Here is a 25,360-nt window from a genome sequence, read left to right on the forward strand (position 1 = left end):
TCCCTTTGGATTAATGGAAAGAGAATCTTAGGATTCCTGATTTACTGCTTATTTGGTTAATCAAGCAGTTCTATCAGAAATCGTCACAAATACAATGTAAATATATTCGCATTCTATTTTTACGATAGGATGGATTTTAATGTTTATAAATGGAGGAGGGTATTTTCTGTGGACAATGAACTGGAAAGATTTATTAAACATAAGGAAAATCAGTATTTCGATCGAAAGAGCGCACGAATAAAACCAAGAGATATCATCAAACACATAGTTGCGTTTGCGAATGCAGATGGTGGTAATTTGGTTATTGGAATAGAAGATAAAGGCGAAGTAACAGGGTTTAACTTTCAAGGGGCTAGTAGTCCTGATGAATTTATTTTAGCAATCAATACGATGACTAAACCCAATCCTGTGTTTAGATATAAAGAAATTGCTATTAATAACGAATCCGGGAAACAAGATTCATTGTTGATTATTGAGGTGGAACCGAGTATAAATTCTGTTATATTTGCATCAAACGATGAAGTCTATCTGCGTATCGGAGATAAAAGTGTCAGATTAACACATGACCAGATTACTAATTTAGAGTTTGATAAAGGTCAAAGAATGTTTGAAGATTTAGAAATCGTTGATAGTGGCCTTTCTGATATAGATGAAGGTTTAATGGCTGCATATAAATCGTTAAAGCGGGCTGAAACAATTCCTACTGAAACTATATTAAATGGGCGAGGATTAATGAAAAATGGGAACCTTACAAATGCGGGAATGTTGCTTTTTGGAAAGAATACATTCTTGCATTTACCCAATTCAAGAATTCGGTTTTTAAGGTATGATGGGAAAAAGAGTGAGACTGGCAAGCGTTTAAACATCATCAAGGAATTTGACTATGAGGGGCCAATTCCAATGTTGATTGAAAAAATAACGAAAGATGTCAAGTCACAACTTCGTGAATTTCAATATTTAAAAGAGGATGGGAAATTTACTGTGATTCCGGAATACCCTGAGTTTGCTTGGTTTGAAGGTATCGTAAATGCGTTAACACACAGAGACTACTCTTTTAAAGGTGATTATGTAAGGATAAGTATGTATGATGATAGGTTAGAAATTTTTAGTCCAGGTGCTTTGCCCAATGTAGTTACTATTGAAAATATGAGACATACAAGATATGCTCGTAATCCAAGAATTGCACGTACTTTATCAGAGTTTGGCTGGGTCAAAGAATTGAATGAGGGTGTAAACAGAATTTATGATGAAATGCAACTGTCGTTTCTAAACGACCCTAAATATAGTGAACCTAACAAGAATTCTGTGCTACTCGTTTTGGAAAACAGCGTCACTTCTCGTCATCTAAGGGATACAGATAGATTAGATGAATATATGGGAAATCTGAATTTTGATAGTTTGGACAGAGCTGAGACTGCGGTTATTGCATATTTATACAATTATGACAGAATCACGGTAAAAGAAACCGCCGAGCTATTAGGGAAAAGTACGGGGTACAGCAGGGTCTTATTGCGAAAAATGTTACAGAAAAAGCTGGTTGCATGGCATGGAACAACCCCTAAAGACCCCACTCAGTACTACTCTTTAGAAAACATCGTATCTAAATCATGACAAAGTAATGTAGAGTAATGTAGAGTAATGTAGAGTAATGTAGAGTAAGTTGATATATTCCCAACACCGTATACTATAATCATTGGATGTACGAGGGTGATAATCCAAAAAACAGCATAAGCGAATAGATACACACTGCTAAGCAAAGGCGGGGTGATCACGATATTCAACGCGGAAATGGTTCGGAAATTCAACGAAACGGACTTCAAAATCTATGAATGCATTTTCCAGAACGAATCACTCATAGTCTGCATGACGATCCGTTAGTTGTCGGAATATGCGGACGTGTCGACCGCATCTACGGCGACAAGACGGCCGCCAGCCGAAGGGACGGACAACTACTGGATCCGCGAAGCCGGCAAGACTTGGAAGGAAGAGGACGGCAAGCAGAAAATCCATTATTCCCAACCAGCCCCCGGGAAACGGCCCGGTGCACATACCGACACCATCGTCTTGGACACATTCCTGGCTTTCTACGAGAAGCTGGAAGACAAGCAAATCGACATCATGCTGGAAGTGAAGGATAAGAATCTTTCGGCCGTCAAATGCGTAAATGCAACACTTCCCGAGAAAAGGCTGTCCCTGTTGGAAAAGGAGTGGGGCCGCTACAAATACACCATCCTCGAAAAAGCGGCGGCTGATTACCAATCCATCAGGACGCTGTTGAAGGACAAGTCCGCCTATCCTGTCACGGAGTTCTACCGGCTGATCGAGGATGCCCTCGCCACGGTAAAGAGGCAACTACTGAAATTGGCGGAAAAATACGAAGAAGTTTATCTGCTGCAGTCGCTGTATTTCTATCTCGACTGAATCCAATCAAAGAAAAAATCAAGCCAAGGCACGTTCTCCAATGCCTTGGCTTGATTTTTTCAGTATTCAGATGTTAATCTATCGCAGAAATCCTATGATAACCCGGCGCCACGCCCCGAACTCCGGCGAGAGCCGGTTCCGCCGGAGAAGAGTACACCCGTAAACCCGAAACTCCGATGAGCACCCGTTCACCGGAGGACAGGCCCCACCCACGCCCCATCTCCGGCCAGCAATCGCTCACCGGAGAAAACCTATCACTGGCATCCCCACCTCCGGCGGACGTACTGTTCGTCGGAGCAACCGACGCCACGACCTAGGCCGATTGCGCGGTTCTTTTGATGCTATAGCGCTACCTTGATGACGACTTTCTTGATAGGCTTCGGTTCTTCAATAGCGATGCCCGGCATATGCGCATCTTCTGGTGTGAACACCGCGAAGAAGCCTTCCTTCACCTGAAGCAGATCGCCAACGGCAACCAGGAAATAGACATCATCCGCAGGTCTGTCTTCCGTTTTGGTTGTGCCCGCGATGTTCGTGTAGCCCATCTGTTCTGCGCCCTGCACGACATACTGGATATCGGTGTATTTGTAGTGGGCTTCCCAACGGCATTCATCCAAAGGTTTCGTCTCGTATTCCTGTACCAAGGCAAAAACAGCGTCCCCATCGATGTCATATCTTCCGACTGGCAGAGTCGCGACATCCGTTTCCTTCAGGAAGGTAAGCCCCTTGTAGATCTTTTCGTTGAAATCCTTGTATAGTTCCATATTCGCAAGCGTATCAATAATCATAATAAACGTTCCTCCGTGTCAGTGAAATTATATGAATTCTTAAATTATAGTTCACTTTTTCTACTTTGGGTAGGGCTTACAGCCTCTCAAAAGTGAACGTTTTGTGCCAATGTGTCATTTTATCTCTTACGCAACGGAATTAGTTAAAAGTGCGTATAGTGCCCAAATGATATAATCGAATAAAGCGTTCAATCAGAAAAGGGGAATAGTTATATGGTAGAAACAGTATGGGGAATGATCGGCTGCGGGGATGTGACGGAGAAGAAAAGTGGGCCGGGGCTGTACAAATCCAAAGGCTCGCGGCTGAAAGGGGTATACAACCGGACGGAAGCCAAGGCGCATGATTGGGTGAAACGCCATGGACACGGACAGGTATATGAAACAATGGAGGAGCTGCTGGCAGACGAAGAGATCACGGCCGTCTACATTGCCACACCGCCGGCAACGCACTTCGACTATGCGATGAAAGTCATCGCGGCGAACAAGGTGCCGTTGATCGAGAAACCGATGGCGCGTACGTTCGAGGAATGCCAAGCGATACTGGATGCGGCCGAAGAGAAGGGCTTGCCGGTATTCGTCAGCTTCTACCGCCGAGCGCTCGGAAAATTCCAGAAAATAAAGGAACTGTTGGACGAAGGAGCCATTGGGCAACCGCAATTGGTGGAAATCCGCCAATACCAGCAGCCGGCGCCGGAAGACTTCATCAAGGACAATTTGCCTTGGCGTCTGTTGCCGGCCGCTGGAGGCGGAAAGGACTTGGATATCCAAGTGCATGTGCTGGATTACTTGGCTTATTATTTCGGTAATATCACCGCGATGACCGGCATCGTCGAGAACCGAGGCGGGCTCTATGAAGTGGAGGACACCGTCTCGGCATCCTTCCGCTTCAAAAACGGTGTGGTCGGATCGGCCGCCTGGTGCTATGTCGCGGCCTTCGATCTGGATGAGGTGACGATCATCGGTTCGGAAGGGTCTTTGGTCTTCGAAGGGACGAGCTTCGAATGGATCCGCCTCATCAAGGACGGGAAAACAACGACCTTCACTTTCGAAACGCCGGAGCATGTCGCCATGCCGTTTATCCAAACCGTCGTCGACGAATTGAACGGAAAAGGCAAGAGCCCCGCCGATGCCGCCAGCGCAGCGAACGGTATCCGGATGTTCGATGTGTTGCTGAAGGATTATCGCGAAAGATACGAGAGCTGACCTTCGTACCGGAAGCTGTTACGCTGAAAAGGATGCCGAAACGTAACGAACGGCACGTCCGCCGTGAGCTTCTTTCGATTGTGTGAAGCAATAAAAAGAATCGAATCCTGCCGCAATAGGGTAACGTTCCCTTCAAAGAAATACAAAAATAAGCTTCTTGGCCTATGTGCCGACGGCCCTCAGTAAGCTCTCAAATTGTGACAGAAACCGTACAATTCCAATCATGGGGGCAAGAGAACGGCCGTGGATTCATTGACACTGTATTTATTCGACCGTATGATAAGAATATTGAATCAGTACTGCTTTATCGATGCTGTTTTGTCCGCTTCTATGCGAGGGGACAAAACAGCTTCGCAGATAAGCCTTCTGATTTACGCAAAGAGAAATACTACTAACAGGAGGTTTTTATTGATGAAAGATCAAAATTGTGCTTATTGTATGGAAGGCGAACTAGTTGCAGCATTCGGCTACCCATGCTGCGAATTGGATTACAGCAAGGTCTATATCTTCAAGGAACAAAGCCACAAAGGCCGCGTCATCGTTGCCTACAAAGATCACGTGAGCGAATTGGTGAACATCACTGACGAAGAACGCAACGGCTACTTCGCAGACATCGCAAAAGTGGCGAACGCTTTGCACAAAGCTTTCAATCCTGAAAAAGTGAACTACGGTGCTTACGGAGACACTGGTAAACACCTTCACTTCCACCTTGTGCCGAAGTACAAAGAGGATGCCTTCGAATGGGGATCAACGTTCGACATGAACCCGGGCCGCGTGACATTGACGGACGCTGAATACGAAGCATTGGCTGAACAAATCCGCACAAACATGTAATACAAGCATTGCTGATCCTGATACAGGTGGAGCAACCCGCTGTATGAAAATCCACGCAGAAAATTGTAGAAAATATGAATAACAGAGAGTTTTCTTCGTCCAATCATGACTACCTTCAAAGGCGGCCGTGAGCGGACGGCGAAAGCTCTTTTTTGATGTCAGGAAATAGTTGCTGCATTATCGAGCGGTTAGGCAATAATCCATCCAAACTGACGGTGGCACGAATGATAAATCTGTAAAACATCTTTTGTGGCGGAATAAAGACGAATACCCGGAATGTTTACGATTGAATGCGCCTTCATTTGCAATATACGGAAATAATTGTAAAGAGTGTGTAATTATTGAGGTATTATCGATATTTTTGGTGCAAATTGCAATTTAATAGTGGTATCATTATAAAAGCTTTAAGATTTTTTTAATTCTTTGCAAATTTTAATATAAAAAAAAGAAATATGATTCGAAAATGCGCTGTGGAATAGCAAGAAACAGGAAATGTGATTGCTTTTTGTTTACGGATATTTCAAGCGTATGACGGTCTAAGCTGCTTATGTAAGAAGATAGGACTGCAGGAGCTTGTTACTTATTTCGTTTAAAGGGTTGTTCTAAATTGCTGAGGGGGCTGTGGGATGTACAAGGTCGCAACGAGTGCTTGGGTGAAACATTTTGATTTTACGGTTATTGATATTTTAAGTTTGGAATTGGCATTTATACTTTCATTTATATTGCGTTTTGGTTGGGTCTCGCCGTACTCAATCCAGATTTATGCAGTTCTGGGAGTCATTATGCCTATTTTGCATATCTTCATCGTCTTCTTCACGGAAGAGTATTCCGGCATCTTGAGAAGGGGCTATCTGAAGGAGTTCAAGGCCGTGCTGCAGCATAACTGCATCCTGTTGGCGTTGATCGTCTTCTATATGTTCATGACGCAGCGTTCGGGGGATTACTCCCGTAGTGTGCTGTTCACGATGTGGGGCTTGAATTGTATCCTGATGTGGGGCGCGCGGGTCTTGTTGAAGAAAGCCCTGTTCCGCGCCTATGCGCAGGAAAAGAATCAGTCGTACATGCTAGTCGTCACCTCACAGTCATCGGTTGAGAATACGATTGAACAACTACAGACGGCGACGTACAGCGATTATGTCGTGAAAGGCATAGCGGTCGTCGATGCCGACATGGAAAATGAAACGGTGAAGGGTGTCCCGGTGGTGGCCAGTCAGGCTACGCTAGCGGAGTATCTCCGGACCAACACCGTCGATGGCGTGTTCATCAATGCACGCCATTCGGATGAAGAAATCGAGCGGATCACAGACGTCTTAGTGGATATGGGCATCACCGTCCATATCTCCTTGGACCACATATCCAGCGACATGCCGAATAAAGTGGTGGAAGAAATCAACGGGTATACGGTGCTGACCACCAGCATCAAGATGGCGACGACGCGCCAGTTGTTCTTCAAAAGAGTGATCGACATCTTCGGCGGCTTGGTCGGCTGTCTGGCGATGATCGTAGCCTTCATCATCTTCGCGCCGGTCATCTACATCCAATCGCCCGGTCCGATCTTCTTCTCGCAGGAGAGGGTAGGCCGGAACGGCAGACGCTTCCGCATCTACAAATTCCGTTCCATGTATATGGATGCCGAAGAACGCAAGAAAGAACTGATGGCCCAAAACAAGATGGATGGCCTGATGTTCAAGATGGACAACGATCCACGGATTATGCCGATAGGAGCCTGCATCCGTCGCCTGTCGATTGACGAATTGCCGCAAAGCATCAATATCCTAAAAGGGGATATGAGTCTTGTCGGAACAAGACCACCGACAGTGGACGAATATGAAAACTATAAGCTGCATCATAAGCGCAGACTAGCAGCAAAACCGGGTCTAACGGGTATGTGGCAGGTGAGCGGCAGAAGTGATATCACAGACTTTGAGGAAGTCGTGAAACTGGATACAGAATATATCAGCAATTTTTCTTTGGGGTTATATCTGAAGATCCTATTTAAAACGGTGGGAGTTGTATTGGGCAGAAAAGGGTCTGTATAAAATAATATGTTTTATGACATTCATATGTGGTATAGAATACTTCATCAGGGGGCGGGATCCTTCATCCTTACGTTTAGCAAAACTTCCGCAACTGTTTAATGTACTGAAGAGTAATCTTGTAATTAAAAGATTACCCATGGTAGATAAGTATGTGAAACATAAGCTTCATCACGGGAAAAGTTTGGCAACAAGTCCTAGGCTGACAGAAATGTTAAGGGTGAGTGGCTGTAGTGATATAGGGACTATGAAAAGGTTGTATATTTAGATATCAAGTATCTCGAGGGATAGAATATTACCTCATTTATATAGAATAAATTGAATTTAGAGAGGGAGAGAATTTGTAATTATGGAAAACAAGAAATTAAAAATTGCTGTTGCTGGTACAGGCTATGTGGGTTTAAGCAATGCTATTCTGTTTGCGCAGCAAAACAAAGTATATGCAGTAGATATCATCCCGGAAAAGGTCGAGATGATTAATAATAAAAAATCTCCTATCGTGGACAAGGAAATAGAGGAATATCTAGCCACAAAAGACTTGGACTTAATTGCAACGCTGGATGCAATGGAAGCATACAGCGATGCTGATTTTGTTGTTATAGCTGCTCCTACGAACTACGACAGTAAGCGCAATTACTTTGACACATCTGCTGTTGAGACGGTAATTAGGCTGGTGATGGAGTATAACCCAAATGCGATTATGGTCATCAAGTCCACAATCCCAGTGGGTTACACACAATCAATTCGTGAGAAGACTGGGAGTAAGAACATCATCTTCAGTCCAGAGTTCCTGCGTGAGGGTAAGGCTCTATATGACAATCTGTATCCTTCTAGAATTATTGTCGGCACGGATATGGAAGATGAGCGTCTCATAGAATCTGCACATACATTTGCTGGTCTGTTGCAGGAAGGTGCTGTTAAGGAGAATATCGATACTCTATTTATGGGATTTACTGAAGCAGAGGCTGTGAAGTTGTTTGCAAACACATATCTCGCATTACGAGTTAGTTACTTCAATGAGTTGGATACCTACGCAGAGATAAAGGAATTGAATACCAAACAGATTATTGCTGGTGTTTGTCTTGATCCTCGTATTGGTAGTCACTACAATAATCCGTCTTTTGGCTACGGGGGCTACTGTTTGCCGAAAGACACAAAGCAACTGCTAGCTAACTATCAAGACGTTCCTGAGAATCTTATTGAGGCAATCGTTGAGGCAAACCGCACAAGAAAAAATTTTATTGCGGATCGTGTGCTACAAATGGCAGGATATTACGCTTACTGTGAGCACAACTCGTATGACAGTTCACAAGAGAAACCTGTGACGATTGGAGTATTTAGATTGACGATGAAGGCAGATAGTGATAATTTTCGTCAGAGTAGCATTCAAGGCGTTATGAAGCGTGTTAAGGCAAAAGGCGCGACAGTTATCGTGTATGAACCGAATTTGGAAAATGGTAGTACATTCTTTGGTAGCAAGGTAGTCAATGATTTGGAAGAATTCAAGAAAAAATCTGATGCCATTATTGCGAACCGTTATGATAGTGTTTTGGATGATATGGAAGATAAGGTTTATACGCGTGATTTGTTTAGGCGTGATTAATAATTAAGAAAGGAGTTTCATGTATGCGTGTAAAAACAAAAAAGAAAAAATTATGTCTTGCTGCGTCTTCTGGTGGACATTATGAACAGTTAATGATGTTAAAACCGTTGTTAGATGAATATGATGGTTTTGTACTGACAGAGAGAATGGCTTACGCGGCTGATGCCAAAGGAATAAGAACTTATCATATAATGCAAGTTAACCGAGAGGAAAAAAGCTGTATTTTTCGGATGACTATTAATGCATTTATGTCTTTGTACATATTTTTTAAGGAACGGCCAACTTTTGTGATTTGCACTGGTGTTTTGTCAATGATTCCAATGTGCTTACTAGTAAAACTGTTTGGTGGAAAACTGATTTATATTGAGTCGTTTGCAAAGGTGACATCGCCGACAAAAACAGGAAGATTGATGTATAGGTTTGCTGATCGCTTCTATATTCAATGGTCACAAATGAAAGAAGTCTATCCGGATGCTATTTATCTTGGAGGAATATATTGAGGTGTAAAAATGATTTTTGTTACGTTAGGTTCGCAGAAGTTTCAATTCAATCGTCTTTTAAAAAAGGTTGATGAGTTGATTGGGCAAGGTGAAATCACTGAGGAAGTATTTGCACAAATTGGTGCAAGCGATTATGAGCCGAAGAATTACGAGTACAAAGCTTTTTTGGATAGAAAAACGTTTGAGGAGATTATGAGTCGATGTGATATGGTGATTACACATGGAGGAACAGGTGCTATTATCGGCGCTGTTAAACAGGGAAAAAAAGTTGTAGCAATACCTAGGTTGAAAAGATTTAATGAACATGTCGATGATCATCAATTACAATTAATTACGCAGTTTAAAGAACTTAATTTGATTTGTGATTGTTTGGATGTAGAATGTCTCGGAAGTGCAATTAATGGGGCGAAATCCCTTGTATATAATGAATATGAATCAAATACTTTATGTTTTTTAGAGTCGTTGAAAGAATATATTAATTCCTAAAATTAAGGATGGATTGTTGTGAAAAAGATTGAAAAATATATAGAGTACGCCACAACAAAGGCTTTGCTAGCATTTAAACAAAAAACATTTGTTTCTTCCAAAAGAATAAATATAAGATATTTGTTTCAAGCAGATAAGTCCTCTGATGCGCTTACAGTTGTATTTAGCGCATGTACACGCGCAGGAATAAAAGCTAGATATAATTATGTTCGAACTCTAAAGGATACAAAAACAAATAAATTGTTCATTTTAGATGATTATAGTACCGATGGTAGAGGGAGCTATTATCTTGGTAATTGGCCAACCCTTGATGTGGAGGAGGCTATTAAAGAATTAATAGATTGTTTTTTGGTAAAACTTACTCCTAGAAAAGTGATTTTTTGTGGAACAAGTAAGGGAGCATATGCTTCACTTTATTATGGGCTACAATTCGATGATGTTAATATAGTGATTGGTTCTCCGCAATATTTTTTAGGTAATTATCTTGATTGCGAGGCAAATAAAGTTACCTTTGATTATATTCGAAATGGAACTGATAAACAGGAAATAAGAGAATTTTTGAATGAACTTTTACCTGAAACTATTAGAAAAAGCTTAAAGCCACGAAGAATATATCTACATTATTCGGATCTAGAGCATACTTACAAAGAACATATTCAATTTCTTATTCAAGATTTAAAGGAAAATAGATTTGAGATAGTTGAAGATGTAGCGCATTATACAGATCACTGGGATGTCAGCTATCATTTTCCAAAATTCTTAAAAGAAATATTAGGGAAGGAAATGATATGAAAGTTCTGATGATAGGAAATGATTCTTCTGTAAAAGGTGGAATTACAAGCGTAATAAATCAATTACGTGAGCATGATTGGAAAAATGAAAACGTGGAATTACATTTTATTCCGACGTATATTGAAACAAATGCAATAAATAAAATACTCTTTTTTGGAGTTGCTTATTTTAAGATTATTTGGGCGCTTTTAACTTTTGGTCCAGATGTGATACATATTCATATGTCTTATCGGGGTAGTTTTCAACGTACATATTTGATTCATAAGCTGTGTCTTATTTTTGGAGTGCAAGATGTCATTCATCTTCATGGATCTGAATTTAAAAAATGGTATGATGAATCAAAAAGTTATAAACAGAAAAAAATACGGAGTTTATTGCGCGAATGCAGTGCTATGATTGTGCTGGGTGATGAATGGAAACGCCGAATTAAAGAGATAGAGCCAAAAACAAATACGATTGTTGTCAGTAATACAGTTAGCATCCCCATTGAAATTGTAAAATGGAATGACTCTCGTTTTCAGGTGCTTTTCTTGGGAGTACTGATTAAGCGAAAAGGAGTTGATATCCTTCTTGAAGCAGTCTCTTTATTACATAGTAAAGGGAATTTGGATCATGTACAGTTTGTGATTGCTGGGACAGGGGAAGAAGAAATATTTTTAAAAGGAAAGAGTGCCTTATTAGGTTTGGAAGATAAAGTTCGTTTTCTGGGTTGGACAGAAGGCGAGGTCAAGCGTCAACTAATGAAGGAAAGCCAAATGTTGGTATTGCCTTCATACAATGAAGGACTGCCAATGGCGGTATTGGAAGCAATAAGTTACGGAGTACCTGTTGTTGCTACTGAAGTTGGTGATATGAAGGCTGCTATATTGGATGACCAAAATGGTTATCTAGTTCAACCGGGTGATGCAAAAATACTCGCAATTGCAATGGAGAAAATCTTTAGAAGTGATAAAAAAGCATGGGAAACTTATAGTTACCACTCTCGTAATATAGCGCAAACAAAATTTTCAGAGAAAAATTATTTTTGCACACTTTTAAACCTTTATCACTCAGTTGTTGATTCAAAAGTAAATTAATAAATCTATTAAAGCTTTAAGATATAATTTTGAAAATTTTACAAAGATTCCTAAAAGGTTTAATGTGATAAAATTTTGATAGCTATATCAGTAGGATTTTGTTCTAATTGAATGATAGTTAATCGTGTTTATAAAATGTATATCTGGTACAATGGTTAATCCCATCAGAAATATAATAGAATAGCTTATTCAATATACCGCTTCTAAAATAAAATTTATCAAGTAAATAAATCTGTTAATTTGTCGACAGTCACAAAGTATATAAATAGAGAGGTAAAGGTAAGGATGGACAAAATCAGTGTAATTATTCCAGTTTATAACGTTGAAGAATATTTGTCTGAATGTGTTAATAGTGTATTTAATCAAACATATTCGAATCTTGAAATTATCCTTGTGGATGATGGTTCTCCTGATAATTGTGGGAAAATCTGTGATGAATATGCCAAAAAAGATACTCGAATCAAGGTAGTCCACAAGAAGAATGGTGGTTTGGGGTATGCACGTAACACAGGCCTTAATATTGCTACCGGTGATTATGTGATGTTTTTAGATTCAGATGACAAGTTGGATACAAATGCCATTAAGGATTTGTATGATTCATTGAATAAGCATCAAGCCGACATTTCTCGGGGTAATTTTGTAAAATGGTTTCCAAAAGAACGAAAAATGGTGCATGAAGATATGATTAAGAAAGAACAATCTTTCGTAGGTGAAGAAAAAAATATTTTTTTATCAAAATTTATTTGTGGCAAAGCTGCTGATTCTAAAGATTATGAAATACGGGTGGGTGCAACTGCAAATTTATATTCTTTAGCATTGTTGAATCAATATGGTATACGGTTTGAATCTGAGAGAGAATATCTTTCTGAAGATATAATATTCAACTTATATGCATATTATCATGCAAAAAAAATAGTTCAAGTGCCGATAGGGTTGTACTATTATCGACATAATGATAATTCGCTGACGACAATATATAAGGATAGCCAATTAGATGGAGCTTGTAATCTATACCATAAGGTTCGATCGATTGAAGAAGAGCTAGGAATTAAAGACGTAGAATGGCGTGTGGAACGGCTTTTTCTGAGTAAAATTCGACAGGTTTCTCAATTGTTTGTTTTCAGTGATAATACCTTAGATCAGAAATCTGAATTCATGCGTAGTATTGTAAATAATGAAGATGTAGTCCGTATATTAAATTGTTATCCGATAAAAAAAATGCCCATCCATCAGGGAATTTCCGCACTATTGATGAAAAGAAAGTGGGCGGTTCTTGTTATCATATATTTAAAGCTCTATACGATTCTGAGAAAATCAATTTTTTGAATGATAATTATCTGTAAATAATCATTAACAAGAGCCACATCATTGATAGCAAGTGAATAAAAATGATTAATACAAAGAGAGATTTGCAAAAAAAAAATTGGAATTAGAAAAAGATATATCTATAGTAAACGTTACTTCAAAATTGGAAAATATTATATATTGTTCATTGATAGGATAATATTAAAAAATCTAGATACCGAGAAAAATATTAAACAAGATGAGTATATGTGATTGTGTCATTAAAATACTCCTATACGTTCTAATTGATGGTTATCTGTGAATGAAAAGTGTAACAATATCTTTTTCTCAATGAAATGTTACACTGGTAAGTGCTTATACGATCCATGAATATTGGACGAGAAAATCATGTTAGAAGCTGTTTAAAAGGATGCTGATTATATGAAAAATATTATTGTTCTGTTTAATTTTTGGAGATTGATATTTCCTGTGCTGTTGTATGCATTTTGTCTTGATGTAAGATTGACAGTCCGCCAGGATTTGAAGATGATTCTGTATTGTGTTCCTGGTAAAGGGGGAGTCTTAAGTTTATGCTATGCTTTGATTTGGAATAAACCGTTTCGAGGAGTATTCTACTATCGCATTAGAAAATATAAGGTTTTATTGGGTATCCAGCAAATCTTGCTTCCGAATAGCCGTGAAATTGAAATAAGTGGAAATATTAGTGGTGGATTAGTTATATATCATGGACAAGCAACTATTTTGCACTGTTTTTCAGCAGGTAAGAATTTGTCAGTTTATCAGTCTGTTACTATTGGAAAGAATAATGGCCATAAATTTGGTGATAGAGATAAGCCGATTATTGGAGATAATGTAAACATATATACAGGTGCAATTGTTGCTGGGGGGATTAAAATTGGGAATAATGTTGATATTGGGGCAGGCAGCGTAGTTTTGAAGGATGTACCGGATAATTGTGTGGTAACTGGAAATCCAGCTAAAATTGTAAAAGAAAATGGGTACAGAGTAAATCAACTGCTTTGATAGAGGAGTTTTGTAGTGAATATTGTTATTAAAAAAATACCATTAAGAGGCACATCAAAAATGGCATCATTGACCTTGATGGTTTTGTGGTGGTATATGCTAATTAGCCCAATCCTTATATATTGGATGCAAATGCCAAGAGTGTTGCTTTATATAGGTGATGTAATAAACTTTTTTGTGTTCCTCTTGGCTTTAGTATCCTACAATAAGATATCAGTAAAGAGATTTCATGCGGAAAAAATTCTACTTTTGATGTTGTTATTTTCGTTTGTTGGAATTTTAAGTGCAATAATAAATCAAATCAGTGTAATAACATTGATTTGGGGTATACGGAGCCAATTACGTTTTTTTGCATTTTTCTTTTCTTGTATAGTGTTTTTAAAAATGAAAGATGTGAACATCGTTTTAAATGTAGTAAAGTTGTTATTTTGGATTTCGCTACCTCTCACTATTATTGAAGCATACTTTGTTACATATCCAGCAGGAACAATCATTGGAGACATGGTCGGAGGGTTTTATTATAATTTTTCAGGAAGTAATTTGCCATTAAACGCTATTTTATTGGTAGAAGTTACCGGTGTAACTATAAAATATTTCACTAAGAATATAAAAATATCGACTTTTTTACTTACGTGTGCAGCAGCAATGGTTATGGCAACAATGGCAGAGTTAAAAGTGTATTTTATAGAATTTGCAGTAATAATCATCTTGTGTGCTATCTGGTCAAAAGTTTTATTAAAAGGTGTTATAACAATTGCTTTGAGTTTTGTAATCATAATAGTTACAGCTACAATGTTTACTACCTTTAATGGAAATGGATCATCTTCTTATAATGAAGTTATGACCGTACAAGGATTTATTGAATATGCAACAAGAGATAGTGGTTATGATGGAGTGGGAGATCTTAACCGTTTAACCGGAATACGGACTCTTCGAGAAAACTTGTTTAGAGATAGTGCAATTACAAGAGCAATCGGCATCGGCATGGGTGGAGGAGAATATACCAACTTCTTTGTAAGTGATTTTTACAAACAATATAATTGGTTACATTATCAATGGTTTCAAGCAATATGGACATATGTTGAAACTGGAACAGTTGGAATAGTTGTTTTTGTAATGATTTTTTTTGTTGCATTTCGAAAAAGCCGCAAGGATACAATGGATTTTTCGATTAGTAACTTTGTTTCTGTGATGATCATAGAGATGGTTGTATTATTTTTTTACAACACTTCTCTTCGTGCCGAAACAGCCGGTTTTTTACTTTACTTAATAATAGCTATACCATACATTTATGAGAAAGAGCAACAACCTAGTATAAATAAATTAACAAATAGCATTTTTTGATGTAGTAATTATTTAGAAAAAGTATCTAAGATATATTAAAAGAATTCATATTTTTAGTAGTGATTTAATATAAGTTTTAAGCAAGTCAAGTACAAGTACTACCATTAGTATCTACACTAGAGTTATTCTTTGAGAAATTGGTAATTGTAGAGAAGTTAGAATATTGCAAAATATTTAATTGAGGTTAAAATATGTTGAAAAGAATAAAAACAATAATCGGAAATGGTAGTATACTTAAAACGATATATTACAACTTTAAGTATTTACCATTAACAGAGGCATTAAAATTACCTATTTTAATTGCAGGTAATACAAGAATTGTGGGTAAAGGTAAAATAATATTGAATGGTCAAGAAGATTTAAAAGTATATATAGGACAAAAGGCACTCAATTGGTTGGACGAAAAAAAAGAAACTACGTTAATTCATCTCGAAGAAGGTGGGAGGTTAGTATTTTTAGGTAATGCTTTTTTGGGATTAGGTTCAAATATTGAAGTAGAAAAAAATGCAACGTTGACATTTGGAGATAATTTTAATATTACTGGGAAATCCCAAGTTATTTGTAGAAACGCCATTGTTTTCGGAAATGATAATTTGATCTCATGGGATACTTTATTCATGGATTCGGATGCACATACTGTTATTTATGAAAATGGAAAGACAAATAAAGATGGTGTCATTATTATCAAAAATCATGTATGGATTGGTTGTAGAACAACTATAAAAAAAAATACTATTATATCTAGTAATACGGTAATTTCCAGTAATAGTGTTGTTGCTGGAAAGTTTTTAGAAGAGAATATTATCATAGGCGGGAATATGGCTAAAGTGATTAAGAAAAAGATCAATTGGTCTATTGATCCCCCTAAAATTGAAAGTGAGGAGTAATGGTTATTTTAACCATGAAAAAAAATATGATCCCAAAAATTATTCATTATTGTTGGTTTGGTGGAAAAACAATTCCAGAGAAAGACAAAAATTGTATTGCAAGTTGGAAAAAATATTGTCCAGATTACGAGATAAAGGAATGGAATGAAAGTAATTATGATTTGAAAAAAAACAAATATATGTATCAAGCTTATCAAAATAATAAATGGGGCTTTGTACCCGATTATGCTCGGTTGGATATTATTTATAATAATGGTGGGATATATCTTGATACTGATGTCGAATTGAAGCGAAATCTAGATGAGTTGCTGATAAATCGTGCATTTTTTGGATTTGAGTCAAATGAGTATGTTAATTTAGGACAGGGATTCGGAGGAGAAAAAAACAACGTTTTAATCAAGTCACTGCGTGATATGTACGAAGATATAAACTTTTTCAATGAGGATGGAAGTTTTAATTTACTGCCTAGTCCGGCATATAGTACAAAAGGTTTGATAAATGCGGGATTTACTATGAATGGTAAGCAACAAACAATTAATGATCACGCTATATTTACGGCAGAATATTTTTGCCCGAAAAATTATTATACAGGAAAACTAAGAGTTACTGATAATACTTATAGCATTCATTGGTTTAATTCATCTTGGCAAACACCACATCAGAAGAGAATGTTAATGATTCGTAGAGTCATTGGTAAAAAAAGTTTTGACAGATTAGTTAATTTGAAGAATATGTTAATAAAACGAAAGTAGGAAATGATCTTGAGTGGAAATTCCAAAAGAATTTGCTTTTGTAGTGGCGCTATTTCTAGATCTGGCGGGACAGAAAGAGTTGGAACTATAATTGCGAACGAATTGTGTCAAAGAGGTTATGAAGTTTACATCTTAAGTTTCTGGGATCATGGAAAATCATATTTTGAAATCGATAAAAGAATAGAGATATCTTATTTATTGAAGCCGAGGGAGGGTAAATTATATAGAACATATATTTACCCAATTGTAAAGCTTCATAATTTTATTAAAAAAAAGAAGATAGACGTTTTTATTGACATAGATACTACGTTAACTGCATATTCAGCACATGCAGTTAAAGGTACGAGATGCAAATTAATTTCCTGGGAACACTTTAATTACTGGACAATGATGGAGGATCGTAAAAGAATAAAAGCTAAACTACTAGCTAAGAAATATGCTGATAAAATAGTGGTATTAACAAAAACTGATTTGCAAAAGCATACAGATTCAATGAATATTAGTAAGGATAAAATTTGTAATATATATAATCCAAGCCCATTTAAATTTAATTCAAATTATAACTATAACAGTAAACAATTCATTTCAGTTGGTAGATTGACCCATCAAAAAGGATATGATTTACTTTTGGAGGCCTGGAGTATATTTGAGAAAGAAAATAAACAGTGGCACTTAAATCTAGTCGGAAATGGAGAGGACGAAATTAAATTAAAGGAAAAATGTAAAGAATTAAGTCTTCAAAATTTTATATTTGTTGGTGAAACAAAAAATGTTAAAGAATATTATCAAAATTCTTCCTGTTACTTGTTATCTTCGAGATATGAAGGATTTCCAATGGTTATACTCGAAGCTCAATCGTTTGGTTTGCCAGTTATAGCATTTAACTGTAAAACAGGACCAGCTGAAATGATTGAGAATGAGGTCAATGGTTATCTAGTGGAGGAACTAAATGTAAACGAATTGGCGCGGAAAATGATCGACTTTGCAGAACAAAGAGAACGGGCAGAACGAATGTCTATTGAGGCAACAAAAAGCGTAGCTAACTTATCAATTGAAAAAATTGGTGTACAGTGGGAAGATTTGATTGAAAGTTTATTTGAATAGAGGAAAATGATATATGAGGATACAAAGAACAAAGAATGCAGGAAGAAATATTCTATTTGGAATTATTCTTAAAATTTATCAGGTTATCATGCCTTTTATAATGCGAACTGTTATGATTTATCATATGGGCATACTCTATGCGGGTTTAAATAGTTTATTTTCATCGGTGCTACAGGTCTTAAACCTTGCAGAGTTAGGTATTGGTGCTGCTATGATTTATAGTATGTATGAACCTATAGCTAATGATGATAAGGATAAGATATGCAAATTATTGAATTTATATAGGAAATTATTTCGGTACATAGGGATTGTCGTCTTATGTATTGGATTAGTTCTATTACCGTTTATTCCTAAAGTAATATCTGGTAAAATACCGGGTGAGTTAAATGTCTTTGTCCTTTATATGATGTATTTGGGAGTAACGATTTTATCATATTGGCTTTTTGCATATAAAAATAGTTTGTTATATGCGCATCAAAGGACGGACATCAGTAGCAAGGTAATACTGATTACAAATACTTTTCAGTATATACTGCAATTAATCACCTTACTCATTTTTAAAAATTATTATTATTATTTAGCTGTATCGATCATAACACAGGTTACGACTAATATGGCGACTGCAATAATAGTGAACAAGATGTATCCGGAATATAAGGCGAGAGGTAAGGTAGATAAGAGTACTTTACAGGAAATTAAAAAGAGTATTCAAGGGCTTGTAACAAATAAGATAGGCGGAACAATACTTAATTCTGCTGATACAATTGTTATATCTGCTTTTTTAGGACTTTCTGCTCTGGCAATTTATCAGAACTACTATTTTATAATATCGGCTGTTATTAGTATTGTATATATTATTTATCAGGCATCTTTGGCTGGGATTGGAAATAGCTTGATAATTGAAAACTCAGAAAAAAATTATGCGGATTTTAAAACTATGACCTTTATAATATTTTGGATTGTTAGTTTTTGTAGTAGTGCTATGTTGGTCTTACTTCAGCCTTTTATGAAGATATGGATGGGAGAGAAAAACTTAATAGATTATTCACTGGTAGTTTGTATGGTAATTTATTTTTTTGTATATGAAATTGATCAACTCATTGGTACATATAAAGATGCAGCGGGAATATGGTATAAAGATAGATATAGACCTTTGTTTACTGCGTTACTCAACTTATGCTTAAATCTAATATTAGTTCAATTTATAGGACTTTATGGTGTATTGTTTTCTACTATAATAAGTATGCTAGTTATAGGAATACCTTGGTTAATTAAGAATTTATTTAATTCTGTTTTTCAAAAAGAAAGCCCGTGGCTCTATACACTGATTATATTCAAATATGCAATTTTAGCAGTGCTAACAAATGCTACTACGTTTTTTATATGTTCAATTATAAGTGATGAAGGGATTTTATCGCTTTTGTCTAAATTAATATTATGCATTCTTATACACACAATTTTGAATCTTTGCATTTTTTACAAGAACCCAGAATTTAAAAGAACGTGTGTATTGATTAATAAGATGTCTGGTAACAGATTAAGCGTAAGCGCCAAGTGATCCGATATATACTACAATATGAATAGCCCTGCTACAATATGGATATCATATCGTAGTAGGGTTATTTACAGTTTGCTTTAATTTCTGGATTTCAGGGCAAATAATCCTGGAGAAGTTCTGGTTCCTCCTGCGCTGATTATGGATCCTGGCTTCTTAGCGAATGGTCGTTCATTGAATTTTTTTAGTTTCTTTCCAATTTCATGATTTAAATCTTCAATAGTAAAACGTAAGCCCGCATTCAAAAGACGCATATAAATGATCTGCACCTCCTGGTACGATAAGCGTATCAATTTAAGGAGGTGCTTTTGTCAGCGTCAAGTAGAATTGAACAGTGAACGCCAATTAATTTTGAACACTTTTGCTAATAAACATGCTCCGTCGATGCTTCATACGGTAGCTGGCTTCATTCATGTGAACGACTTCAGCTCGATGCAGAATACGGTCTAGGATGGCCATTGCGACACTCCCTCATCCCCCAATAACTCTCCCCATTGGTCGGGACTCTTATTTGAGGTCAAGATAATCGAACTCCGTTCATACAGATGATGGATCAAATGAAAAAACAGGGTAGCTTCCCTTTGGTCCATTGCCATATACATCAAATCATCAATGATTACTAAATCAGACGCTCGGATCCGATTGAGTTGGACCTGCGCTTTTCGCGTGAATTCTTCAGTTTTCAGGAGGGAGAGTAGTTCTCCCATTGTCACGAACGTCACCTGAAAACCCTTTTGGATGGCTTTCATGCCTAAGGTGTCAACACCGATTCAAAAATGTTGTTTTTCACCGGTTTAAAAAATGTCGTTTTTCAGCGGTAAGCTGATGTTGGATTTCACCGGCTTCAGCCGAAAAACAACGGGTTTATGTCTTTTTTCACCGGTCGATCAATGTGAATCGTCCGGTGTTTTTTTCTTGGAGCGCTGTTCGCGTTCAAGTTTGTAATCTTTCATGCGATAAGAGTTCCCGGTAATCTGGAATACTCTGGAGTGATGGATCAAGCGGTCAAGAATGGCCGCTGTCACCGCACTGTCCTGGAAGACATCTCCCCATTTGGAAAAGGGAATGTTGGTCGTCAGGATGGTAGAATGCACCTCGTGCCTTAGCCGGATCAGTTGGAAGAGGAGGCTGGCCTCTTGTTTGGCAATAGGCAGATAACCTATCTCATCGATGATGAGAAGTTCATAGTTCGCATACCGCTTCAAAACCCGTTCGAGTGTCCCTTTTTCATAAGCCGATTGGAGCTTTTGAATCAGTTCATGACAGTTGATGAAGATGGATTTAATGCCTTGATGGCATGCTTCCACGCCGAGGGCAGTCGCCAGATGTGTTTTCCCGACGCCCGAATTTCCGATGAATATAATATTTTCTGCTTTCTCAAGAAAACCCATGTGCTGAAGATCCAGAATTTCCTGTCGATTGATGCTTGGCTGAAAATAGAAATCAAAGTCTTTAAGTGATCGGGTAATCGGAAAGCGCGCATTTTCTATAGCACGTTCCACTTTGCGTTCGGATCGAAATGCCAACTCTCGATTGGTCAATTCCAGAAGGGCTTCAGTGAAGGGAATTGCTTCACGGTTCACTACTTCCTGGTAGTTGGGGAAGTATTCACGCATTCGAAGTAAGCCGAGTTTCTCAAAATTATTGAGGAGTTGGACATGGTTACTCATTGCAGCACCTCCTACACGTCATCATACTGCGCCAATGAATTTTCAATGAACGCATAGATTTCTTCGTCCTCTTTATGCTTAAACACATCAGACTTCAAGATTTCATAGGCGTCATTTGTATCGTAAGTATAGGAACGCTTTTTTTCACTAATCGGATGCGTTTGAATCATTTCTCCATTATAATAAATGTGTATGAATGCGGTAGTGAGTCGAATTTCGACTTCCTCACCGATATATTTAATGGGAACGGAGTACTTACTCGTTCGAAATTGGACCATGGATTCAGTGCTGACGATACGGCGAATATCGTCACAGCTGTATTCAGCTAACAGTTCAAAATCGAATGCCTGTAGGTGCTCTTTTTCTTGTTCCCATAGGTCGATAGGCCGTTGGCCCGTCGCTTGGGAAACCTCATAATTGAGTTCTTCGGCTAAGTCATGAACATAATGACTTAGCTCGAGTTCATCATCAAACTCGCCATTCATCACGCGCAACCGTTCGCAGGTTCTAGCCAAAGCCTCCACTTTTCCTTTGGTTTGGGGCCTGAACGGCCGGCAAGCGATAGGCTGGAAACTCGCATCTTTACTGAAGGCATAGAAAGTGTCGTGAAAGACGACTTTCTTGTATTGGGATTTGGCATGATTGACGACTGTTTTCATGTTGTCGAACCAGATTTCTCTTGGTACGCCGCCGGTTATATAAAAGGCATCGTTCAAGCACATGAACAGCGTATCTTGCTTTTTCTCGAAAGTCAGTTCCAAGTATTTCATGCGCGAATATCCTAACACATACAGAAAGATATTGAATGTGACGGGACGCCCAGAACGCGTGTAAAGGGTCATATTCTCCTTCCAGTCCACTTGCGCCGACAAACCAGGGTTCGTTTCGATCCGAATCGTGGCCTTCTTGGTTTTTATTTGTTTCAATGTGCGGCAATAATCACGTAGGATAGTGATTTTCCCTTCGTATCCTCGCCGTTTGAGGAGTGAATAAATCGCTGTAGCAGAACAGCCCTCAGAAACCTTTTCTTCAATCAGTGTCCGATAAGGATCTAATTTACTTGCCTTCTCCGGTACTGGTTTCCTGGGTTTGATCAGTTCGGGATTCTGTTGTTCCTCAAAGTTTTTTTTGATAGTGCGCGGATCACAGTCATATTGACGTGCCATCTGTGCGTAGTTTGGTTTGATGTCGTTCATAATATAGAACCTCACTCCTTCTCGAATATCTTTTCTCATGCTCATTACCTCCTTGTGTAGATGAGATGAAATAAGTATATTCAAAAAAATGTATGATTTCAGACATTTTTCAAACCGTTGTTTTCCTACATTTTACTACCGGCGTTAACACCTAAGGCAATGGATAAGTGCGTTTTCCCCACACCGTTCGGAACAAAAAGATGAGATTATACTGCTGTTCAAGCCAATTAAGCTCTTGGAGTTGGGTGAGCTGCCGTTTGCTCAGGGAAGTCTAATCCGATAGATTGAATTCCGTCAGTGTCTTGTGATAAGGAAATTTAGCCCATTTCAATCGTTTCTGAATACTTTTCTCCTCGCGCTTCCTTAATTCGAAACACACAATTTCCTGCACCAGTTCCCGGTAGGTCCATGAGGCTTGTTCAGCCTTGCGGAACAGTTCGGGCAACTCGCTGGCAGTTTCCACTGAATACGGCATCGGAAATGGTTCTTTCCTAAGTTAGTTGAAATGTTCAAACCGAGGTATAATAAAAGAAAAAGGAAAGCGTGATCATTATGCAATGGTTAGTTTCGATGCTAGACTCAGAATTGCTATACCTTTCCCATGAACTTACAGATACGGAAATTATTATTCAGGTACAGTCCAATCAAAACCATGCGACCTGTCCCTATTGCGGAACGAATTCAACGAAAATTCATTCCCAATATGAACGTGAATTTCATGATCTCTCTATTCGAGGCTTGCAGACAAAGATATGCTTACATAACAAGAAATTTTTCTGTATCAACCCAGCTTGTCTGAATATTGCAAATGAATAGGTTCTTCCGCAAAAAGACGTTTTTGATTGTGGAATCAATACATTGTTTTTATAATGAGATTGAATGATGACAGGAGATTATTGAAGAGAAGAGGTTATCATGATGACGTCTGTTGAACTCAACTTAGAATCGTTTTATCCGATGGACTCTCTGCAACTAATAACGGTGAATGAAGACGAACATGCCATCGTGATTCACTTAAAATCCATTACCTCTGCCTGTGGGTGCCCGAACTGTCAGATTGTGTCCACTAACTACCACGGTACACATCGACGAACGGTCCAAGATTTACCAATATTAGGTAAAAACGTCCAGCTGAAGATAACGACCCATGAGTATAGGTGCCTAAACTCCGCTTGTTTTGTCAGTACTTTTTAAGAAAACTTCGTGCACTTTTTAGATGCTCGCAGTCGGATGACCGAGCGTTGTCAATCCTTTATTTGCGCTTTAGCCCTTGAAACAAGTGCCGAAGGTTGCGCAAAAATTTGTCATCAAATGGGCCTCAGTATCAGTGGAGATGCCGTCATCCGGCTATTACTCAGCAAGTATAATGAGCAGGATACGGTTTTTTTTGGTGATACCTCGGAATTGATGACTTTGCTTTTAAGAAAGGCCATACCTATGGGACCATCCTAGTGGATGAGGCAACGCATATGCCGATTGACCTCTTAGTTGGCCGAGATGGCAGTACGTTGAAAGCGTGGCTCAAACAAAATCCTCATATTAAGACCGTCACACGTGATCGTGCGAGCGCTTATGCCAAAGTTCTCTCGGAAGAATTGCCTGATGTGATGCAGATCGTTTTCATCTTCACCAGAATCTATTAACTGCCGTTAAAAAAGCGTTAAACCATTCTGTTCCTGCTTCCATTAAAATCTCGCATGATCAGCCAGATGCCCCACCTGAATCTAACGTAAAAAAAAACGACTGAACTCATTGCACCTGACAAATTCATCCTCAATCCTAAACGCTATCACTTAATTCAACAGATTCAAGAAGCTTTAGCAGAGGGGTGTTCCAAACGTGAGGTGGCTCGCGGCGATTAGGTATTGGGCGAAGAACAGTTCTCAAATACGCCGAAGGCGACCCAAAGAGATTATCCGAAATTGGATTTCAATCAGGGACGCTCGGACAGTATTTGGCAGATTGTTTAATCTGCTTCAACCATGGTTTGTCTAAGAAAGAGACTATCCATTATATCAATCATAAAGGGTGCCACGCTCCTAAGCGAACGATTTATGATTATTTATCTAAAATCGAAACAGCAGCAGAGAGAAAGTTTGCCCTACACGGACATTATAAGCATCGAACAACTGAACTTCCCCATCGTCAAGGATCGAAAGGCAGTCAAGCAGACTATGTGACACGGGAGATGATTTTTCATTTTCTTTGGTTCGATGAACCATTAGAGGAAGCGCACCACGCGTACTTATTTCAACATTATCCGACGTTATACGAAATAAAATCATGTATTCAATCTTTTCGACAAATCTACGAATGTGGGAATATGCCTTTTTTGTATCTATTCATAGAGAACCACCTAGCCAGCGACATTGTATCATTCAAATCCTTTGCGAAAGGACTTTTAAAGGATATTGAAGCAGTTGAAAATTCAGTGGCTTCTCCCTTAAGCAACGGTTTTGTCGAAGGCGTAAATAACAAACTAAAGATGATTAAACGAATAATGTACGGTAGAGGAAGTCTCGAACTATTACGGGCTAAATTAATGTTGAAAATTTAAGGAAACGTCTTTTTGCGGAAGAACCATTCTGTTCGCAATACTCAGCTTGTCCAAAACGGACATTTGCGCAAAGATTTGCTTTTATTGCAGATAAAGCTAAAAAAACGACGCGGGTACAAGAAGAAATCTTGAAAGTTGCAATGGAAATAAGTTCCATCTCTGCCTCAAGCTATTTGCGAAATCATGATATTGAAGTTAGTAAATCCGTTATTTGTGAATTAGTAAAAA

The 25,360-nt window shown here is 38.3% G+C and carries 27 protein-coding genes; 21 read left to right on the forward strand and 6 right to left on the reverse strand.

The genetic code is table 11. The features are described from left to right. Positions 1 to 168: 168 nt before the first annotated feature. Positions 169 to 1,611 (forward strand): RNA-binding domain-containing protein, encoded by a 1,443-nt coding sequence (locus BM101_RS03895; protein WP_245825783.1) that lies wholly within the window; start codon positions 169 to 171, stop codon positions 1,609 to 1,611. Between the two features lie 267 nt (positions 1,612 to 1,878). Beyond that, the gene (locus tag BM101_RS03900; RefSeq protein WP_087033573.1) at positions 1,879 to 2,421 is read left to right on the forward strand and encodes an apurinic/apyrimidinic endonuclease family protein; all 543 of its coding nucleotides are present in this window, start codon (positions 1,879 to 1,881) and stop codon (positions 2,419 to 2,421) included. Positions 2,422 to 2,762: 341 nt separating this feature from the next. Here BM101_RS03900 and BM101_RS03905 read toward each other — a convergent pair whose 3' ends face one another. Then, on the reverse strand, positions 2,763 to 3,209 hold the full coding sequence (locus BM101_RS03905) for a YhcH/YjgK/YiaL family protein (protein WP_087033574.1): 447 nt from the start codon (positions 3,207 to 3,209) through the stop codon (positions 2,763 to 2,765). A 213-nt stretch (positions 3,210 to 3,422) separates the two neighbouring features. On the opposite strand from BM101_RS03905, the gene BM101_RS03910 reads away from it, so the two are divergent. The 15 genes from BM101_RS03910 to BM101_RS03980 all read left to right on the forward strand — a co-directional run bounded on the left by BM101_RS03910 (position 3,423) and on the right by BM101_RS03980 (position 19,712). Beyond that, on the forward strand, positions 3,423 to 4,412 hold the full coding sequence (locus BM101_RS03910) for a Gfo/Idh/MocA family protein (RefSeq protein ID WP_087033575.1): 990 nt from the start codon (positions 3,423 to 3,425) through the stop codon (positions 4,410 to 4,412). A 411-nt stretch (positions 4,413 to 4,823) separates the two neighbouring features. Next, a complete protein-coding gene (locus BM101_RS03915; protein ID WP_087033576.1) occupies positions 4,824 to 5,246 on the forward strand; it encodes an HIT family protein in 423 nt (140 codons plus the stop codon). Positions 5,247 to 5,872: 626 nt separating this feature from the next. Beyond that, positions 5,873 to 7,285, forward strand: a complete 1,413-nt coding sequence (locus BM101_RS03920) for a sugar transferase (protein WP_087033577.1) — start codon at positions 5,873 to 5,875, stop codon at positions 7,283 to 7,285. 346 nt (positions 7,286 to 7,631) lie between these two features. Further along, a complete protein-coding gene (locus BM101_RS03925; RefSeq protein ID WP_177194361.1) occupies positions 7,632 to 8,885 on the forward strand; it encodes a nucleotide sugar dehydrogenase in 1,254 nt (417 codons plus the stop codon). A 23-nt stretch (positions 8,886 to 8,908) separates the two neighbouring features. Further along, positions 8,909 to 9,385 (forward strand): PssD/Cps14F family polysaccharide biosynthesis glycosyltransferase, encoded by a 477-nt coding sequence (gene pssD, locus BM101_RS03930; protein WP_093399832.1) that lies wholly within the window; start codon positions 8,909 to 8,911, stop codon positions 9,383 to 9,385. Between the two features lie 9 nt (positions 9,386 to 9,394). Further along, positions 9,395 to 9,871 (forward strand): PssE/Cps14G family polysaccharide biosynthesis glycosyltransferase, encoded by a 477-nt coding sequence (gene pssE / locus BM101_RS03935; RefSeq protein ID WP_087033579.1) that lies wholly within the window; start codon positions 9,395 to 9,397, stop codon positions 9,869 to 9,871. Between the two features lie 18 nt (positions 9,872 to 9,889). After that, positions 9,890 to 10,663 carry an accessory Sec system protein Asp2 gene (locus tag BM101_RS03940; RefSeq protein ID WP_087033580.1) on the forward strand — a complete coding sequence of 258 codons (774 nt, stop codon included), beginning with the start codon at positions 9,890 to 9,892 and terminating at the stop codon, positions 10,661 to 10,663. Then, positions 10,660 to 11,739 carry a glycosyltransferase family 4 protein gene (locus BM101_RS03945; RefSeq protein ID WP_087033581.1) on the forward strand — a complete coding sequence of 360 codons (1,080 nt, stop codon included), beginning with the start codon at positions 10,660 to 10,662 and terminating at the stop codon, positions 11,737 to 11,739. Before BM101_RS03940 ends, BM101_RS03945 begins: the two co-directional genes overlap by 4 nt. A 285-nt stretch (positions 11,740 to 12,024) precedes the next feature. Then, a complete protein-coding gene (locus BM101_RS03950; RefSeq protein WP_087033582.1) occupies positions 12,025 to 13,065 on the forward strand; it encodes a glycosyltransferase family 2 protein in 1,041 nt (346 codons plus the stop codon). Positions 13,066 to 13,464: 399 nt separating this feature from the next. Further along, positions 13,465 to 14,067 (forward strand): serine O-acetyltransferase, encoded by a 603-nt coding sequence (locus tag BM101_RS03955; RefSeq protein WP_143084418.1) that lies wholly within the window; start codon positions 13,465 to 13,467, stop codon positions 14,065 to 14,067. Positions 14,068 to 14,082: 15 nt separating this feature from the next. Beyond that, the gene (locus BM101_RS03960) at positions 14,083 to 15,411 is read left to right on the forward strand and encodes a 3-phosphoshikimate 1-carboxyvinyltransferase (protein ID WP_143084419.1); all 1,329 of its coding nucleotides are present in this window, start codon (positions 14,083 to 14,085) and stop codon (positions 15,409 to 15,411) included. 191 nt (positions 15,412 to 15,602) lie between these two features. Further along, a complete protein-coding gene (locus tag BM101_RS03965) occupies positions 15,603 to 16,298 on the forward strand; it encodes an acyltransferase (protein WP_087033584.1) in 696 nt (231 codons plus the stop codon). After that, entirely contained in the window at positions 16,298 to 17,050 is a 753-nt protein-coding gene (locus BM101_RS03970; protein ID WP_245825785.1) for a glycosyltransferase family 32 protein, read from the forward strand. The genes BM101_RS03965 and BM101_RS03970 overlap by 1 nt, the downstream gene beginning before the upstream one ends. Before the next feature lie 9 nt (positions 17,051 to 17,059). Then, positions 17,060 to 18,154 (forward strand): glycosyltransferase family 4 protein, encoded by a 1,095-nt coding sequence (locus tag BM101_RS03975; RefSeq protein ID WP_245825787.1) that lies wholly within the window; start codon positions 17,060 to 17,062, stop codon positions 18,152 to 18,154. Between the two features lie 13 nt (positions 18,155 to 18,167). Next, positions 18,168 to 19,712, forward strand: coding sequence for a lipopolysaccharide biosynthesis protein (locus BM101_RS03980; RefSeq protein ID WP_177194362.1), 1,545 nt, complete (start codon positions 18,168 to 18,170; stop codon positions 19,710 to 19,712). A gap of 342 nt (positions 19,713 to 20,054) precedes the next feature. Here the strand turns inward: BM101_RS03980 and BM101_RS14475 are convergent, their stop codons facing one another. The 5 genes from BM101_RS14475 to BM101_RS14045 all read right to left on the reverse strand — a co-directional run bounded on the left by BM101_RS14475 (position 20,055) and on the right by BM101_RS14045 (position 23,050). Beyond that, the gene (locus tag BM101_RS14475; RefSeq protein ID WP_281251101.1) at positions 20,055 to 20,168 is read right to left on the reverse strand and encodes an ATP-binding protein; all 114 of its coding nucleotides are present in this window, start codon (positions 20,166 to 20,168) and stop codon (positions 20,055 to 20,057) included. After that, positions 20,156 to 20,458, reverse strand: coding sequence for an ATP-binding protein (locus tag BM101_RS14480; protein ID WP_322787172.1), 303 nt, complete (start codon positions 20,456 to 20,458; stop codon positions 20,156 to 20,158). Before BM101_RS14480 ends, BM101_RS14475 begins: the two co-directional genes overlap by 13 nt. 138 nt (positions 20,459 to 20,596) lie before the next feature. Further along, a complete protein-coding gene (gene istB / locus BM101_RS03990) occupies positions 20,597 to 21,379 on the reverse strand; it encodes an IS21-like element helper ATPase IstB (protein ID WP_087033586.1) in 783 nt (260 codons plus the stop codon). Positions 21,380 to 21,390: 11 nt separating this feature from the next. Next, positions 21,391 to 22,614, reverse strand: coding sequence for an IS21 family transposase (gene istA, locus BM101_RS03995; protein WP_087033690.1), 1,224 nt, complete (start codon positions 22,612 to 22,614; stop codon positions 21,391 to 21,393). 232 nt (positions 22,615 to 22,846) lie between these two features. Beyond that, complete coding sequence (locus tag BM101_RS14045) at positions 22,847 to 23,050, reverse strand: ATP-binding protein (RefSeq protein ID WP_177194354.1); 204 nt, start codon at positions 23,048 to 23,050, stop codon at positions 22,847 to 22,849. 95 nt (positions 23,051 to 23,145) lie between these two features. On the opposite strand from BM101_RS14045, the gene BM101_RS14540 reads away from it, so the two are divergent. From BM101_RS14540 to BM101_RS04010, 4 genes are all read left to right on the forward strand, one after another. Further along, positions 23,146 to 23,391: a transposase family protein gene (locus BM101_RS14540; RefSeq protein ID WP_409373492.1), complete on the forward strand. Its 246-nt coding sequence runs from the start codon at positions 23,146 to 23,148 to the stop codon at positions 23,389 to 23,391. Positions 23,392 to 23,532: 141 nt separating this feature from the next. Beyond that, entirely contained in the window at positions 23,533 to 23,769 is a 237-nt protein-coding gene (locus BM101_RS14545) for a transposase family protein (protein WP_409373493.1), read from the forward strand. A 209-nt stretch (positions 23,770 to 23,978) separates the two neighbouring features. Continuing rightward, entirely contained in the window at positions 23,979 to 24,218 is a 240-nt protein-coding gene (locus BM101_RS14230; RefSeq protein WP_218149879.1) for a transposase, read from the forward strand. 311 nt (positions 24,219 to 24,529) lie between these two features. Beyond that, complete coding sequence (locus tag BM101_RS04010) at positions 24,530 to 25,132, forward strand: transposase (RefSeq protein WP_087033588.1); 603 nt, start codon at positions 24,530 to 24,532, stop codon at positions 25,130 to 25,132. Positions 25,133 to 25,360 lie beyond the last annotated feature (228 nt).

The organism is Trichococcus palustris, from assembly GCF_900114465.1.
Lineage (GTDB): Bacteria > Bacillota > Bacilli > Lactobacillales > Aerococcaceae > Trichococcus > Trichococcus palustris.